Origin of the sequence: Pseudoalteromonas sp. Ld20, assembly GCF_045064175.1 — a bacterium.
Classification (GTDB): Bacteria; Pseudomonadota; Gammaproteobacteria; order Enterobacterales; family Alteromonadaceae; genus Pseudoalteromonas; species Pseudoalteromonas neustonica.
On record NZ_JBISHB010000028.1, the window covers coordinates 1 to 12,291 of the forward strand.

A 12,291-nucleotide genomic window follows, 5' to 3' on the forward strand; every position below is an offset into this window, starting at 1 on the left:
AGTTGCAAGGTATAGACCCGAAACCCGGTGATCTAGCCATGGGCAGGTTGAAGGTTGAGTAACATCAACTGGAGGACCGAACCCACTAACGTTGAAAAGTTAGGGGATGACCTGTGGCTAGGAGTGAAAGGCTAATCAAACCGGGAGATAGCTGGTTCTCCCCGAAATCTATTTAGGTAGAGCCTCGGACGAATACTTACGGGGGTAGAGCACTGTTAAGGCTAGGGGGTCATCCCGACTTACCAACCCTTTGCAAACTCCGAATACCGTAAAGTAATATCCGGGAGACACACGGCGGGTGCTAACGTCCGTCGTGAAGAGGGAAACAACCCAGACCGCCAGCTAAGGTCCCAAAGTCATAGTTAAGTGGGAAACGATGTGGAAAGGCCCAGACAGCCAGGAGGTTGGCTTAGAAGCAGCCATCCTTTAAAGAAAGCGTAATAGCTCACTGGTCGAGTCGGTCTGCGCGGAAGATGTAACGGGGCTAAACTATGCACCGAAGCTGCGGATTCAGAATTTATTCTGAGTGGTAGGGGAGCGTTCTGTAAGCGGTTGAAGGTGTACCGGGAGGTATGCTGGACGTATCAGAAGTGCGAATGCTGACATGAGTAACGATAATGGGAGTGAAAAACTCCCACGCCGGAAGACCAAGGGTTCCTATCCCATGTTAATCAGGGTAGGGTAAGTCGACCCCTAAGGCGAGGCCGAAAGGCGTAGTCGATGGGAAACAGATTAATATTTCTGTACTCGATATAATTGCGATGGGGGGACGGAGCAGGCTAAGCAAGCATGGCGTTGGTAGTCCATGTGAAAGTGAGTAGGGCGTTTGTTTAGGTAAATCCGGACGAACATTAAACCTGAGACACGAGACGAGTCACTACGGTGATGAAGTTGCTGATGCCATACTTCCAGGAAAAGCCTCTAAGCTTCAGATTATATGGAATCGTACCCCAAACCGACACAGGTGGTCAGGTAGAGAATACTAAGGCGCTTGAGAGAACTCGGGTGAAGGAACTAGGCAAAATCGTACCGTAACTTCGGGAGAAGGTACGCTCCTATCTGTGATGAGACTTGCTCTCTAAGCGGACGGGAGCCGCAGTGACCAGGTGGCTGGGACTGTTTATTAAAAACACAGCACTGTGCAAAATCGCAAGATGACGTATACGGTGTGACACCTGCCCGGTGCCGGAAGGTTAATTGATGGGGTTATCTTCGGAGAAGCTCTTGATCGAAGCCCCGGTAAACGGCGGCCGTAACTATAACGGTCCTAAGGTAGCGAAATTCCTTGTCGGGTAAGTTCCGACCTGCACGAATGGTGTAACCATGGCCACGCTGTCTCCACCCGAGACTCAGTGAAATTGAAATCGCAGTGAAGATGCTGTGTACCCGCGGCTAGACGGAAAGACCCCGTGAACCTTTACTACAGCTTGGCACTGAACATTGAACCTACATGTGTAGGATAGGTGGGAGACTTAGAAGCAGCGACGCTAGTTGTTGTGGAGTCGTCCTTGAAATACCACCCTTGTAGTTTTGATGTTCTAACGTTGGCCCCTGAATCGGGGTTACGGACAGTGCCTGGTGGGTAGTTTGACTGGGGCGGTCTCCTCCCAAAGAGTAACGGAGGAGCACGAAGGTTGGCTAAGTACGGTCGGACATCGTACGGTTAGTGTAATGGTAGAAGCCAGCTTAACTGCGAGACAGACACGTCGAGCAGGTACGAAAGTAGGTCATAGTGATCCGGTGGTTCTGAATGGAAGGGCCATCGCTCAACGGATAAAAGGTACTCCGGGGATAACAGGCTGATACCGCCCAAGAGTTCATATCGACGGCGGTGTTTGGCACCTCGATGTCGGCTCATCACATCCTGGGGCTGAAGTCGGTCCCAAGGGTATGGCTGTTCGCCATTTAAAGTGGTACGCGAGCTGGGTTTAGAACGTCGTGAGACAGTTCGGTCCCTATCTGCCGTGGGCGTTTGAGAATTGAGAGGGGTTGCTCCTAGTACGAGAGGACCGGAGTGAACGAACCGCTGGTGTTCGGGTTGTCATGCCAATGGCATTGCCCGGTAGCTACGTTCGGAACTGATAAGCGCTGAAAGCATCTAAGCGCGAAGCAGGCCTCGAGATGAGTTCTCACTAGAGCTATAAGCTCTCTGAAGGGCCGTTGGAGACTACAACGTTGATAGGCAAGGTGTGGAAGCATAGTGATATGTTAAGCTAACTTGTACTAATTACCCGTGAGGCTTAACCATACAACGCCAAACGCGTTTTATGTGATAGTTGATAGCGCAAGAAGTTAAGATTGTAGGTCGTGATTTATCGCGACAACTAAAGTAGATTTACTAACAGCTGTAAGCGATAAGCTTAAAGTTGTAAGAAGACAATTATCAGCATTTTCAAATTTTAGTTAGTGCGTAGAGATACGAACTGACACCCAATTTGCTTGGTGACAATAGCGTTTTGGACCCACCTGATCCCATGCCGAACTCAGTAGTGAAACGAAACAGCGCCGATGATAGTGTAGCATTTGTTATGTGAAAGTAGGTCATCGCCAGGCTCCAAATTGTAACTCTAATCTCGCCAATCGCGATGGATGAAGGTCTTCGTTTTGCTATCCGTGAAGGTGGCCGTACTGTAGGTGCTGGTGTTGTAGCAACTATCGTAGAGTAATAATTAACGTTTAAGTTAATTGTTAGAAAAAGGTCACTTCGGTGGCCTTTTTTAATGTCTGTAGAAAAGTTCGCGAGCTGCCCGGTATGAATTCAAACGCCGTAGCTTGGGTTGAGTTTTACGAAACCCGAGAATCGGGTATATTAGAGCAAAGTCATTTAGTGGCCTTTTTAATGCTTGTAGAAAGTTAGAAAGTTTACGGGAGTAAAGTGTGCTAGCTGCACAATGTGAATTCAAACGTCTTAGCTTGGGTTGAGTTTCGCTAAACTCCACCCAAACTAAGGGGATGTTTAAAATTTATTTTTTATTTTGTTCTGTTAATTTCGAAATTAACTCAATAATGTCATTTGTAGATGATTCAGAGTAGTTATTCACTTTCATTATTTCTAGCACATTTTCCCAGTCAGCGACCTTATTGGAATTAACTCCTTCTAAAATGGCTTGAGTGACAATTGGCGGTTCACTTAGGGCATTCTGAGAATTAATTGAATTGATAAATTGGTCCAAGTCACTTGCCTCATAAGTATCAACGACCATCAGTAGCGTTTTATTGTTGCGCATCTCAAAATATTCGAAACCAAAGTTGTTAGTTATTATGAAAGCATTTCTACCATTTATCCTAATTGCACTTGCTGTATTACTACGAGCATAAAGAGATTTCGTGGTAATCATAACCGATTGCTTTATGAGGGTATTCATTTCTTCTGGCATGGCTATATTGCAATTAACATCATCAGGTGTAACAGATAGGCTCTCTTTAATTATTTCAAAAACAGTATCTGGGAATGGTGGTGGGAATTTTTTCTCAGCGCTTTGTGACAGTAATGAGTTGAAAAAGAGTATTTGAGATTTAAAACCACCTTCGTCATCATCTTCATCCCGCTCCATTATGGTTAAGCCTGGGGAGTTGCTGTCATAAAAAGCACTATATTCCACGTTTTCAGTAACAATAATAGGTACTTCAAAGCCATTCATTTGAATTTTTTCAATAGCCATTAATTTACTCGTGGAGTAGTCACCCCAAACTAAATTGGCATTATTCTTCGCTTTTAGGACACTTTTAAGTTCATAGCATTGGGCTTTATAGTCATTTGCCATTGTAATAGTAGGAAAAATAATTAGTAGCTTTAGGATTAAATTGCAAAGTTTCATGTGCTTCTTCTATTTTTTGATTTTTATATGTACCCAAGCCACCTCAAGATGCGAGTTTCAGTTGGAATTAAAAGCAATTTAGGCAAGGCATTGATTGCAAATAATGGTTGTTCCCTTGTTAAAATTAATAACGCAGTATAAATTGCTTTTAAACCAACCCGTTGGGCGTTTCACAGGCGCTTACTCTCATCGTTGTTACTTCTTAAAAGGGACTGCCATTATTGCAAAGTAACGCCTTGATATTAAACACCTGTGAAACGCTGAAGTCTGCATCTTGAGGTGGCTTGGGTATAGCTTTAACAATGGTTGTATTTTGATCTTATATGCATCGCAAAGCAACTCTGAAGGTGTAATTTAAGCTACGGCTATTACAGTTGCGTGCAACTATTTGTTTTTTAAGAAAGAAACCTCTGGGGGCTTGCCCCCGAGTAACTATCAAAAAGTTCTGGTTCGTCGGAGACAAATCAAATCGGCGTAAAGCTCGGTCGCGGCAAATTAGTCGATTTGAAATAATTTTTTTAACTTTTTCTGGGTGCGTTTTTTCTCTGCTTTTTTAACGTGTTTACTGATCCACTTGGTCATTTTTGCCATTAATGCAGGTGGGAAATTATGACCCATGCCTGTGACTATTTTTAGTTTCGCTTTACGTATTTGCATCGCGGTTAATTTACCCGCGGCAACGGGCATAACTGGGTCTACATTGCCGTGAATGACTAAAGTAGGTGCTTTTATTTTCGGCATTAAATGTTGCCTGCAATCACTTGCGGCAATGGCTGCTAATTGGCGATTGAAACCCCGAGGGTTATACGCACGATCTACCCCTGAAATGGCTTGTTTGCGTAATACTTGCTCATCTTGGGGATAAGCGGGACTGCCGATTCGTTGATTAAGTTTAATATTATACTGAATGGCGCTATTGCGGTTAGGGGACCTAGGGCGATGTTTTACTAGTTGTAGAAATAATTTTAGCCCAGATAATGATAGTTTCAGTTTGCCAGAGCTAGACATGATTGAGGTTAGGCTCAGGACCTTTTTTTTATATTTTGCGGCAATAATTTGTGCAATCATGCCCCCCATAGATGCGCCAACTAGATGGGCTTTTTTTATGTTCAGTGCATCCATTAACTCAATCACATCAGTTGCCATATCATCAAGAGTATACATATTGCTGGATGTCAGTGGCAGACGTTTACTTAACCAAATTTTTAGTAAGCTCGGATCGCCATACTGTTCTAATTGGCTCGAAAGGCCAGTATCGCGATTATCAAACCTGATCACTCTAAAGCCACTATTAACCAAGCCAAAATAGAGTTCTTCAGGCCACACGATGAGCTGCGCCCCTAAGCCCATAATAAGTATAATCGCGGGGGCTGATTTATCTCCTTGGTCTTGGTAGCTAATAGTAATGCCACTTTTAATTTTAATCGTGCGCATATTACGTTATGTTGATAGCTTATTTATGGGCTGATATAGACAAGTATAGGCAAAGCTCAGTGATCCTTGATAAATACAAGTATGAATTTTTTATATCTAACAGCTCAAGCCTTTAAATAATTAGCCCTCAGTGTGTTTTCGCATTTCTTCTAGTAAGCTCTCATTGCCCATCATATCGTTTAATACTGACTTCACAGTACTATCAGATGTATTTTGATAGAGTGATAGGATGTGTTGGGCAATCTGTTTACTATATTCATTTTGCGAATCTTGGGCTTGGTAATACTGTGCCAGCAGCCCCTGACCAGCTAAGCGGCGTATATAGTCATTAGAGTCTTGTTTTAATAACGAGGTAAAACGCTCTGCGAGGCGATAGTCAAGTACAGGTGATTGAGTGGTCACTTCTATCGCTTGAATTTTAAACTTATCATCAGTACTATTTTCAGCCAAATCTAAAATGTTATCGACTACTTCAAAATCATATTCAGGCATTTTTGATTTATTCAAAATATACATATTCATTTGTAGTTGGCTTAATGCTGCCAGCCTATCAATATCGGCAAGATTAGGGTTAAGAATTTGTTCCCGTAATTGCGCAGTAACCTTTTTGGCATATTCAGGCTCTGATTTGATACGCAGCTCATAATCTTGTGGCAAGTCTGCATAAAAACCGTATAACGGGTTTTCTTCACGCATTTTTTCTACTTCTTCTTGCTCTTTCTCTACTAACACGGCTAATACTAACTCTTTAAATTCATCCGTATTTTGTACTTTGTTAGCTGTAGGGTTTTGTAAATTCAAGTTTGCTACTTGTCGCTGTAAAGCGCTTATCTTGTTGTGAAGTTCTGTAATAGAAGGCGGACTATCGTGGCTATTTTTTGGTAAGTCTTTTACTGATTGTTGTAAAATTTCGGTATCAAGCTGGTGAGCAACAAGGGGGGCAGATTTGAAAAATGCACCATAGCATGAGATTGCAACAGCAATTGAAGCAAGGGCAATAGCAAAAGATCCTTTACTAATTGGCATGTAGGAGACTCCATATTAAAAAGCAATAATCTACCGCTTTTGGGTATTAAAGTCTGTTAAAAGATGTAGAGAAAAAGCCCTGAAAGAGAGTTGCAAATAGTTTTAAATAGATGATTAGCGTAAAGGTACGCCCATAAACTATGGGCGTACCTTTATTAAATTAACGCTTAATGTTTTGCTGCATAGGCTTCGGCTTGTTGCCAAACTCGTAGCGTGTTGCCACTAAGTATTTTTTTAATATCAGTATCGCTGTAACCTCTATTCATTAAACCTTGCACAAGGTTTGGATAGGTTGATACATCCTTTAAACCAATAGGTAATGAGTCACCCACACCGTCATAATCAGAGCCAATACCAACATAATCGATACCAATTAGCTCAACAACGTGATCAATATGATCAAGTACTTGCTCTAAGCTTGCAAATGGGAATGGGTTTTTAGCACGATAAGCGGCATCAAAATCTTTGCTTAATTTAGTGCCTTGTTTTTTCGCTGAATCTTTGGTGTTATTGAGTTGATCGTACCAATTACGAGAGCTTGAAGTGACAAAACTTGAGCCAAAGTTGATTTGAATAACACCACCATTCTTTTTAAGCGCTAATAGCATTTTATCATCCATATTACGCTCAAAACCTGGTGTATATTTACGCAATGATGAATGTGAAGCAATAACCGGTGTTTTAGATAATGCCATTACTTGATAAAACGCATCATCTGAAATGTGTGATACATCGATTAGCATGCCAATGTTATTCATCTCTTTTACTAGCTCTTTACCAAATGGGCTTAAGCCTTTCCATTTACGGCGAATATCATACGACGAGTCAGAAATATGATTGCTTTGTGAATGAGCTAGCGTTATATAGCGCACGCCGCGGTCAAAAAAGTGTTGTAGGTTTTTTAGCTCACCTTCAATCGGAGAGCCATTTTCCATGCCCATCGCCAGCGATATTTTACCTTGCTTAAAGTGTTCTTTAATATCTGTGGTCGAATCTGCAATTGCAAATCTATCAGGTGCACGCTGTGCAATTGCTTCCATACCATCAATTAACTGGTTTGCCAGTTGGTAGCTTTTACCTTTGCCTTCAAACTCTAAATGAGCAGGAATATATATCGACATAAAAGGGGCATTTAAACCGCCTTTAACTGCACGTGGGTAATCAAAATCACCGCCGTCAGTCGCTTGTGTTACATCGGCCCAATTTCGGTGTATACGATACGGTACGTCAATATGGGTATCGATCAATATTGTATCTTTAGCGAGTTTAATTGCCTTGTCGGATGCGGTAATACTTGTAGCTTGTAGGGTATGGCAGGACAAAGCAAGTGAAACGGCAATAACTACTGAGCTTAGTTTTATCATTTTTAATGGCTCTTTGAGTGAAAAAGCCATTGTCTATTTTTGTAACTCGGGTTACAAGTTTACTCGCTAAATTGCACTTCACTTTGAAGGGCTTTAAATTCGCTTTTAGAAATAATGGTCACCGACTCATGTAACTCTGAAAAGAACACCATGGCTTCGCCATTGTGTAGCTGTTTTTTTACCTGACTAACTTTTGCCTCAATACTGTATTCAACATCACCGTAATCGGTGCCTTCGCGCAGCACATAGCTCTCGATTAAATTGTATAGGGTGTCTTTATCTAACTGCTCATGGGGGATGATCATAACGGCTCTTTTTTAACGATCTGGGTAAAGTAGTGTGGCACGACCTGTTCTAACCAATAAATGGGCCTGAATGGGTTTTTACCACTTATAAAGCCAACATGGCCGCCTTTTTCTGAGATGCGCAGCGTAACATGCTCACTCACATCTTGCCTACTGGGCACGGCTTTTATTGACAACATTGGGTCGTCTTTGGCGTGTACAAGTAAGGTAGGCGTTGTTATATGTTTTAAAAAAGGCATGGCGCTAGCTTGCTGGTAGTAATCTTCAGCACCCACAAAGCCGTGTAATGGTGCGGTAAGCTTATCGTCAAATTGCCATAAATCGTTAATACCCATAAGTTGTTCAGGCGTTAAGTTAATTTGTTGCTTGATTTGAGGGAGCTTTCGCTTCATTGATTTTTTCATGCGATCAAGTAAGTACTTTTGATAAATTTTAGCCAAGCTTTTACGAATTACTTGGCATGAAGGCGATAAATCATAAGGGGCCGAAATAACCGCCGCTCCATCGAGTAAGCATTGCTCACCTTGTTCACCTAAATATTTAGCCAGTACATTGCCACCGAGCGAAAAACCCACAGCAACCATTAAACGCTGAGGAAACTGTTGTTTAAGTTGTTTGATAAAAAAGTCGAGATCACCTGTTTCACCACTGTGATAAGCACGTGGCAAACGGTTAACTTGCGTAGAGCAGTTACGAAAATGCATTAAGACAACACTAAAACCCTGCTTTTTTAGTGCTTTCATCATGCCTTTAGCATAAAAGCTATTGATATTGCCTTCGAGGCCGTGCAGCACAATAGCAAGTGGTGCGTTATCGTCTTTAGGAAGTGACCAAGCAAGTTCTAAAAAATCACCGTCGGGAGTATCAAGCTGCTCTAATTGGTAGCGCGTGGTATGAAATGGGCGAAAAAACCGCGGCATAATTGTTTGCACATGGCGGTTGGTCATCCACCAAGCAGGCTTGAATTCTGTAGACATAATTTAAAACTGTTTAGCTAATTGAATCGCTAGTGTAACAAATTTTTAGCAATAAAAAGCCCCTAATCAAATAACTTGATAGGGGCTTTGTGCGTCGTGCTTAATGCTGTTCTGGAATATCTGCATCGTGTATTTTTTTCATAAAGAAATACACAAAGAAAAGGCATAAGCTAATAACTATTCCTAAAAAACCAAATGATAAAAATAGTACTGGGTCGCTAAAAAAATCTCTAAAGAATACGTCCATAACCTGCCTCCTGATGTCTATGGGTTAATCATAGGCCGACTTAGCGGGGGGGGATATGATCCAGATCAAGCTATTTTCCTGATTATAAAAACAGCGGTAAATAAGTTGATATGGATCATGTTTTGAAGACTGTTAACGCATTAAAAAAGTAGCTAAGGGCCTTTACACTGCTGGTTTTTAAAATAACAAAAAGTTAGATCAATCTAAGTGTGCTTATAAAAATTGTCGGGATAAATCCGCGACCTACATTAACTTTTAAGCTCAGGTATTCATCGTGTGGGTCGTCATTTATGTTTAACTTAGTCTGTAAGCTTTTTAACAACCAGCATGTGTAAATCTGTTTTAGCTAAGAAGAGAATACCTTGGCTTGAGATTAAGTCACCCTCGTTTAGAGATGTAGTTTCTGCATCCGTACCGATTGTTAAGTTATCAGCAACAGCAGCGCCTGAAATAATATAAGCAAGGTTTTCTTGTGCGATTTGCATTGATTCATTTGCTTGTAAATGCACTATTTCCATAACCGTATGACTGTTAAAAGTAGTATGTTGGTTGTTATCACCGCCATAAATACGGGTGACGCCTGATTTGCTGGGGGTGTATGTTTTGTAGTCGGCTGGTTGGCCGTTTTTCTCCGGTAAGGCCCATACCTGTAGCATGCGGTTTTGCTTGTTGTCAGGGTTGATTTCGTTGTGGTTAAAGCCTTCACCACCGGCTCTTTGTACTTGCACATCACCTGCTATTAAATCTTTACCGTGTTCCATCGATCCTTCATGGCTCACTCTGCCTTCAATAATAATTGAAATAACATCGATTTCACTATGTGGGTGCATACCAGAGCTGCCTAATGGATTGTATCGAGCATCAGCAAGGTACACCATGTTACCAAAGCCTTCGAAAGTTTCTGGTTTTTTACGCGCCCCAAAAACCCTGCTATCGGTCACTAAGCGATGCTCTGTAATGCCTGCAAAGCCGCCTAACTTTAATGAATCTCTAGATAATACTTTCATACTTAATACCTTACTGGTGCGTTGAGTTGATGGAATCATTTTAGAGAGATATGATTGTTTGATAAATACGTAGAAATGCAAATTGCTTTTTCAAATTCAACAACAATAGGTGTTTAAGTGTCTGACATTGATTTAAACGACATGATGCTATTTATAGCTGTAATCGATGCTGGTAGCTTTACGTTAGCCGCCGAGCGAGTCAATATTCCTAAAGCCAACTTGAGCCGTAAAATAGCAAGGCTAGAAAGTAATTTAGGGGTTACCTTATTAGAGCGTACAACACGCACACAGCACATTACAGAAGTGGGTATGCGTTATTTAGAACATTGCCGACGTATTCAGCAGGAGCTTGAGCTTGCTAAAGTGTCAGTGGCAAAATCACTTGATACAGTCAGTGGTAAGTTAAAAGTGGGGGCATCTGTAGGAATAGGGCATGAAGTACTAAAAGAGAGCTTAGCGCAGTTTATGCGGCTGTATCCTAACGTAAATTTACAGCTGGAATTAATAAACCGTCGCGTAGATTTAATTGAAGAAGGGTTTGATCTGGTGATCAGAATCGGGGATTTAGATGACTCCCGCTTGGTTGCAAAGCGTTTGGGTAAAATCAGTCGTAAACTATATTCAAGCCCGCAGTATTTACAATCGCAGGGTGATATTAAGTCAGTACAGCAGTTAAGTGAATGTGATTTACTATTGATGAGCAGCGCGCAAAAGAGTACTAAGTTGACGTTGTCTGCTGGTAAGCAGCATTATGAATGTAAATTAGAGCCTAAAGCTATCGTTGATGATTTCACATTATTAAAGCAACTCGTTATTGATGGTTTAGGTGTGGCTGTACTTCCTGATTATATGTGTCAAGAAGCGTTAATAAAGTCTGAGTTGGTTTCAGTACTCCCTAATTGGGGGATGGAGACTGTTGATATATTTGCCCTCTACCCAAAGCATCGTTTAGATATCCCTAAAGTACGCGCATTTTTAGAGTTTATTCAAACATTATTTGCGCAAAGGTTAAGTGTATAAATTAATTAAGGCGGCACGTCGCTAAATCAAAAATTAATGCAGAGACATTTACTTGCCATTGAGCTGTGACGATACGGGCACTACAACAACCACTGCTCACTCGGATTTTGGTAAGCGCTCTGCTTGCTAATTTCGCCTAAGTTAAAGTATTTCTTATGATACTTTTACTGCTCCATATAAAACTGCTTAAATGCATCGTAAACAGCAAGGTGTAAAGTCTCGTTATAATCAAGTTGTTCAAAGTAGGTGAAGTTAACTTGCGAAGACGTAGGAAGCTCTTTTTTTAATTTGTTGTAAACTTGTTTGGCACCTTCTTCCATAACCTTACCTTCTTTACCTACCGCCACATAAACAGCTTTGGGTGAATGAGTAGGGCTTACGGGGTTATTTAATAATTTTGCGTCGTTAAACCACATGCTTGGACTGATAATTATATAGCGCGAAAAAAGTTGAGGGTGCTTTAGTAGTATTTCAGTCGCGAGTAGCCCGCCTAAAGATTGGCCAATTAACGTGTTTTCTTGGTTGCTACGATAGGTTTTATTCACTAATGGCTGTAATTCTTTTCCTATGAATTGAATAAATTTTGCAGAGCCACCATGAGTTGGTAGATCGCGTATGTCTAAAGGGTGTGTGCTTGGTGGAGTGTAATCATGCTTTCTATCAATATTGGCTATGCCTACAACAATACTTTTTGGCAACATTTTTAGCGAAGAAAATGAGCCAAATTGAACCAAACCAGCAATATGTATAAAGTCTTCTTCTTTTGAGCCATCTAACAAGTAAATGACAGGGTAAGTTTGTTCGCCATTATGTTTATAGCCTTCTGGTAGATAAACATTTATCTCTCTTTTTTGGCCTAAAATGGAAGATTGAAATGATAGTGTGTCACCAAGTATAAAAGGAGTTTTACTGATCTCGTTGCAAAAAGCATTAAAGTTGATGATAAGTGCTAGCAGTATGAAGGGAATTGTTTTTTTATACTTCATAAGTAATCCTTTTAGTTTTTAATATACGGTTTTTAAGCTGTTCAATATACACACTAAAAACATTCATCGTACAGTTAATTAACTCATGAGAGAGTGATAAAAAAATC

At 41.1% G+C, this 12,291-nt stretch carries 9 protein-coding genes, 2 rRNA genes and 1 pseudogene; 4 read left to right on the forward strand and 8 right to left on the reverse strand.

Translation table 11 applies throughout. The features are described from left to right. From ACJJVX_RS04890 to ACJJVX_RS04900, 3 genes and pseudogenes are all read left to right on the forward strand, one after another. Window positions 1–2,248 (forward strand): 23S ribosomal RNA (locus ACJJVX_RS04890); the annotation flags it as partial. A gap of 190 nt (window positions 2,249–2,438) precedes the next feature. After that, a 5S ribosomal RNA gene (rrf, locus tag ACJJVX_RS04895) occupies window positions 2,439–2,553 on the forward strand. A 5-nt stretch (window positions 2,554–2,558) separates the two neighbouring features. Continuing rightward, window positions 2,559–2,666, forward strand: a pseudogene (locus tag ACJJVX_RS04900) (elongation factor Tu); the annotation flags it as partial. Window positions 2,667–2,963: 297 nt separating this feature from the next. Here the strand turns inward: ACJJVX_RS04900 and ACJJVX_RS04905 are convergent. From ACJJVX_RS04905 to ACJJVX_RS04935, 7 genes are all read right to left on the reverse strand, one after another. Beyond that, complete coding sequence (locus ACJJVX_RS04905; protein ID WP_405630451.1) at window positions 2,964–3,818, reverse strand: hypothetical protein; 855 nt, start codon at window positions 3,816–3,818, stop codon at window positions 2,964–2,966. Window positions 3,819–4,313: 495 nt separating this feature from the next. Next, window positions 4,314–5,252, reverse strand: coding sequence for an alpha/beta fold hydrolase (locus ACJJVX_RS04910; RefSeq protein ID WP_405630453.1), 939 nt, complete (start codon window positions 5,250–5,252; stop codon window positions 4,314–4,316). 120 nt (window positions 5,253–5,372) lie between these two features. Continuing rightward, window positions 5,373–6,278, reverse strand: coding sequence for a hypothetical protein (locus ACJJVX_RS04915; protein WP_054206057.1), 906 nt, complete (start codon window positions 6,276–6,278; stop codon window positions 5,373–5,375). 167 nt (window positions 6,279–6,445) lie between these two features. After that, window positions 6,446–7,642 carry a dipeptidase gene (locus ACJJVX_RS04920; protein WP_054206134.1) on the reverse strand — a complete coding sequence of 399 codons (1,197 nt, stop codon included), beginning with the start codon at window positions 7,640–7,642 and terminating at the stop codon, window positions 6,446–6,448. 59 nt (window positions 7,643–7,701) lie between these two features. Beyond that, complete coding sequence (locus ACJJVX_RS04925; protein WP_054206058.1) at window positions 7,702–7,947, reverse strand: YheU family protein; 246 nt, start codon at window positions 7,945–7,947, stop codon at window positions 7,702–7,704. Next, on the reverse strand, window positions 7,944–8,924 hold the full coding sequence (locus ACJJVX_RS04930) for a hydrolase (protein WP_054455378.1): 981 nt from the start codon (window positions 8,922–8,924) through the stop codon (window positions 7,944–7,946). Before ACJJVX_RS04930 ends, ACJJVX_RS04925 begins: the two co-directional genes overlap by 4 nt. A 546-nt stretch (window positions 8,925–9,470) precedes the next feature. Further along, window positions 9,471–10,178: a pirin family protein gene (locus ACJJVX_RS04935; RefSeq protein WP_405630456.1), complete on the reverse strand. Its 708-nt coding sequence runs from the start codon at window positions 10,176–10,178 to the stop codon at window positions 9,471–9,473. A gap of 117 nt (window positions 10,179–10,295) precedes the next feature. Here ACJJVX_RS04935 and ACJJVX_RS04940 point away from each other — a divergent pair, with 117 nt between their 5' ends. Beyond that, entirely contained in the window at window positions 10,296–11,198 is a 903-nt protein-coding gene (locus ACJJVX_RS04940; protein ID WP_235575802.1) for a LysR family transcriptional regulator, read from the forward strand. 164 nt (window positions 11,199–11,362) lie between these two features. Here ACJJVX_RS04940 and ACJJVX_RS04945 read toward each other — a convergent pair whose 3' ends face one another. Continuing rightward, window positions 11,363–12,184: an alpha/beta hydrolase gene (locus tag ACJJVX_RS04945; protein ID WP_054455380.1), complete on the reverse strand. Its 822-nt coding sequence runs from the start codon at window positions 12,182–12,184 to the stop codon at window positions 11,363–11,365. Window positions 12,185–12,291 lie beyond the last annotated feature (107 nt).

What these genes read in the sequence shown, in the direction of transcription:
- ACJJVX_RS04915 (WP_054206057.1), bottom strand. Translation starts at nt 6,278, where the DNA reads ATGCCAATTAGTAAAGGATCTTTTGCTATTGCCCTTGCTTCAATTGCT.
- ACJJVX_RS04930 (WP_054455378.1), bottom strand. Translation starts at nt 8,924, where the DNA reads ATGTCTACAGAATTCAAGCCTGCTTGGTGGATGACCAACCGCCATGTG.
- ACJJVX_RS04945 (WP_054455380.1), bottom strand. Translation starts at nt 12,184, where the DNA reads ATGAAGTATAAAAAAACAATTCCCTTCATACTGCTAGCACTTATCATC.
- ACJJVX_RS04905 (WP_405630451.1), bottom strand. Translation starts at nt 3,818, where the DNA reads ATGAAACTTTGCAATTTAATCCTAAAGCTACTAATTATTTTTCCTACT.
- ACJJVX_RS04925 (WP_054206058.1), bottom strand. Translation starts at nt 7,947, where the DNA reads ATGATCATCCCCCATGAGCAGTTAGATAAAGACACCCTATACAATTTA.
- ACJJVX_RS04920 (WP_054206134.1), bottom strand. Translation starts at nt 7,642, where the DNA reads ATGATAAAACTAAGCTCAGTAGTTATTGCCGTTTCACTTGCTTTGTCC.
- ACJJVX_RS04910 (WP_405630453.1), bottom strand. Translation starts at nt 5,252, where the DNA reads ATGCGCACGATTAAAATTAAAAGTGGCATTACTATTAGCTACCAAGAC.
- ACJJVX_RS04935 (WP_405630456.1), bottom strand. Translation starts at nt 10,178, where the DNA reads ATGAAAGTATTATCTAGAGATTCATTAAAGTTAGGCGGCTTTGCAGGC.